The sequence below is a fragment of the Paraglaciecola arctica BSs20135 genome, assembly GCF_000314995.1.
Classification (GTDB): domain Bacteria; phylum Pseudomonadota; class Gammaproteobacteria; order Enterobacterales; family Alteromonadaceae; genus Paraglaciecola; species Paraglaciecola arctica.
In genome coordinates, this window is sequence record NZ_BAEO01000026.1 from 1 (window position 1) to 3,535 (window position 3,535).

Sequence of the window (3,535 nt, forward strand, 5' to 3'; positions counted from 1 at the left end):
TATTCTCTTTGTGTGTTTAAGCTTATGAGTTTGAGCTTATTGATGATTTGAAATAATGCATTCGATTAAATGTGATGTTCAACTCAAATTACAAGCACCATGAGAAAACCTGCGTGAACCTGCGGGGTCAGGTTCGTTGAAAGAAACCTGCGGGGTCAGGTTCGTTGAAAAACCTGCGGGGTCAGAACCTGCGGGGTCAGGTTCGTTGAAAGAAACCGGAACCTGCGGGGTCAGGTTCGTTGAAAGTACGCGATGCAACAAATAAGGCATGGGAGTTAGGTAATGATTCGTTTATTGAACAGGTTGCTAATACCTTATCTAGAAGAGCCAAGCCATTACCACAAGGCGGTGATAGGAGATCTAAAGCGTTTAACTCATCCAAACCTAAGTGACTTTTATTTTTCAACGAACCTGATAATCCTCTAGCCAGCCTCCTAGTTTAAGTTCCAGCTATGCTGTAGGTGCTTAAACCAAACTCAAACAGGAGGCTGTTATGTCACTTTACTGCGGCATTGATTTACATTCAAACAATCATGTAGTGGTTGTCACTGATGAAGAGGATAACAAGTTAATGGATAAACGCATTATCAATGATTTAGATGTTACTGTTTCGTTGCTTTCGCCCTTTAAGAATGAGCTGAAGGCCGTCGCAGTTGAATCAACTTTTAACTGGTATTGGTTAGTTGATGGACTTATTGAACATGGCTTTAAAGTTGAACTGGTAAACACTACAGCCGTCAAACAATACGATGGGCTGAAGTATAGTGGTGATCATCAAGATGCCTTTCATTTAGCGCAATTAATGCGTTTAGGAGTGTTACCTACTGGCTATATTTATCCACCAGAATATCGTGCAATCAGAGATTTATTGAGAAGAAGACGTCAGTTAGTCAGGCATGCCTCTACTCACGTTATCAGTATTCAAAATCAAATATGGCGCTCGCTAGGTTATAAAATGACGTGTAACGCTATTCGCAGAAAAGGCTTTACTTTGCCCTTCGAAAAAGACGGATTTCTTTATCATTCTGCCAATAGCAATCTGGTGTTAATGCGGGCGTTGGATATTCAAATCAAAAATATTGAACAACAAGTATTAGATGCCGTATCACTCAAAAATGAATTTACGTTGCTTAGGTCGATGACGGGTGTTGGCCCGATTTTAGGCTTAACCATAATGCTTGAAACAGGGGATATTCAACGTTTTGATTCTCCTGATAATTATGCGTCTTATTGTCGCTGTGTGAACAGTATTCGTGAAAGTAACGGTAAGAAAAAAGGCACAGGAAACCGCAAGGCGGGGAACAAGTACCTATCCTGGGCATTTTCAGAGGCCGCCCATTATATGGTGAGATTTGATAACCAAGCCAAACGTTTTTATGAGCGTAAAAGACAAAAGCGCAACGGAATAGTGGCTATACGCGCAGTCGCACATAAGCTCTCACGTGCGGTATTTCACATGTTAAAGAACAAAGAGGCATTCGATATCGATAGAGTGTTTCACTAGTTTACCGGCATCATTCAGCCCGTTTGCGGGGTTGGATTACAAGCCATCATAATCTGAGTGGAGGATGGTGCCGGTATTTACTTTATTCGCCCACATGTTAAGCCACTTTGGGTCTGGAAAGCGTAAGCTTAGCCACTTACTCTGTGCGCAATATCGCATTGGATAACATGGGGAACAGAGGTTTTTGTGGCGTACTAAGGTACGTGGGGAAAGGATGCGTTTATGTCCTGACCTAGATCCAGATGGGTGACTGTTGCGGATATTTATCCAGCACGACCAATAGAAAAACGAATATTGCGAATAACATAACCGGAACACCAAAGCTGAGTTACATAATTTTATGTTTGCTTTAGCGCCCCGATTACTGACGCTCTATTGACACCGGCTGGCTAATGGGTGACCCCGCAGGTTTCCAACGAACCTGACCCCGCAGGTTTCTAAGGGTAATACCCCACACCGACAATATATTTTAGATCGAGTAGCTAATAAAACTTTTGCTCGAATGAAGAAAAAAGAACAATCCGCTAAAGGAGCAGTTGATAATAATTTTAATGTTGTTGTTAAAGATATATATTGGCATTTTCATGATTTTAAAACAAAGTCATCAAAGAGTCCGGATATTGGAAAAATAAAAACGTCATTTAATAAAGAAGCCTCAAATAAACCCGACTTTTATAAACAGCACGTTACATCTTATAGCGGTAGTACCTTTATTATGGGTAGTATAGATTTGTTTTTAACTAATTCTAAATCAGCTTTGAAAGATGCAGTAAAAGCTGAAGTTGAAGACAGAATAATTAACGAATAAAAAATATAAATGAAGTAATGAAATCAATGAAAGTCAATATACCTCAAGATAGTACTTGGAAAAAAAAAGCGTCAACAGCTATGGGCTGATGTATGGAATATTCATTTAAGAAGTGATCCTGAAACTAAAGCAGAAAAAAAGGTAAGTGATGCGCTGAAATACTGGTATTTAGATGGGGATTTAACGCCTTTATTAACTTGTCCTGATAATGATGAAAAATCAACAGCATTAGAATTATCATTGATTATACAGCTTTGCCCAATAATTGAAGTTGAACCATTTGTTACGTTTCTACAGGATTATTGTATTTGGGCCTCAGAAAATAAAATAAGTTATTGGGGGGACAGTAAAATAAAAAGGGATGAGAATTTCATAGGTTTTTTCCTCGACTTTTACTTAGGTGAAAATTCTCATTCAAGTAATAAGGTTTTTGAGTATATGTTAGAAATGTTACTTCCTGATGAGAACGGTTATATTGCTTTTCCTTTAAAATTAGGCGTCGATCAATGGAAGCCTTACAGTGAAGTCGCATTATGTGATGTAGGATTTAAAGTACAGAGGAGATTAACTGAATACTTATATGGCTCGGAATCCGAATTCATTTTATATCAGCATGTGAAATTAGCTCTACCTTATCTCAAATATATTAAAGATTTAGATGTAGGGTATTATGATAAAAAAATTGATACCAGTAAACCCACTCTACCTGAACCAACACCTGTTCCTTTGCGTGTTAATGGCGCAGGACAAGAGCTATTGAGGGCTTGTGTCGGTAATAGTTTAGGTTATAAGAGTGACTTGAATGAATATTCAGGTCCTATTCGTCACAATGACCTTGAATTTGAAAAAGAAATGAATGATTTACTATCCAACACAGAAATGCCAAAAGAATATTATGACTTAATCGAATTTATTCATGAGCATAAAGATAACTATGTAGATTATTCAGAAGAGTAATTACAAAAAACCGTGGTTCTTAGTCGAGGATGTTAAAGAAAGAAACCTGCGGGGTCAGAACCTGCGGGGTCAGGTTCGTTGAAAGTACGCGATGCAACAAATAAGACATGGACGTTAGGTGATGATTCGTTTATTGAACAGGTTGCTAATACTTTATCTAGAAGAGCCAAGCCATTACCACAAGGCGGTGATAGGAGATCTAAAGCGTTTAACTCATCCAAACCGAAGTGACTTTTATTTTTCAGCGAACCTGACCCCGCAGGTTT

The 3,535-nt window shown here is 38.6% G+C and carries 5 protein-coding genes; 3 read left to right on the forward strand and 2 right to left on the reverse strand.

Going from position 1 to position 3,535, the window contains the following annotated elements; translation table 11 throughout:
• Window positions 1-196: 196 nt before the first annotated feature.
• The gene (locus GARC_RS09250) at window positions 197-406 is read right to left on the reverse strand and encodes a hypothetical protein (RefSeq protein WP_039989247.1); all 210 of its coding nucleotides are present in this window, start codon (window positions 404-406) and stop codon (window positions 197-199) included.
• Window positions 407-493: 87 nt separating this feature from the next.
• Here GARC_RS09250 and GARC_RS09255 point away from each other — a divergent pair, with 87 nt between their 5' ends.
• The 3 genes from GARC_RS09255 (at window position 494) to GARC_RS09265 (ending at window position 3,269) form a co-directional block, all read left to right on the forward strand.
• On the forward strand, window positions 494-1,504 hold the full coding sequence (locus GARC_RS09255; protein ID WP_007619171.1) for an IS110 family RNA-guided transposase: 1,011 nt from the start codon (window positions 494-496) through the stop codon (window positions 1,502-1,504).
• 502 nt (window positions 1,505-2,006) lie between these two features.
• Window positions 2,007-2,312, forward strand: a complete 306-nt coding sequence (locus GARC_RS09260) for a hypothetical protein (RefSeq protein WP_007619173.1) — start codon at window positions 2,007-2,009, stop codon at window positions 2,310-2,312.
• Window positions 2,313-2,552: 240 nt separating this feature from the next.
• Complete coding sequence (locus GARC_RS09265; RefSeq protein WP_039989249.1) at window positions 2,553-3,269, forward strand: hypothetical protein; 717 nt, start codon at window positions 2,553-2,555, stop codon at window positions 3,267-3,269.
• Window positions 3,270-3,301: 32 nt separating this feature from the next.
• Here the strand turns inward: GARC_RS09265 and GARC_RS27230 are convergent.
• The coding region (locus tag GARC_RS27230; RefSeq protein ID WP_039989250.1) for a hypothetical protein at window positions 3,302-3,535 on the reverse strand (234 nt) is incomplete at its 5' end.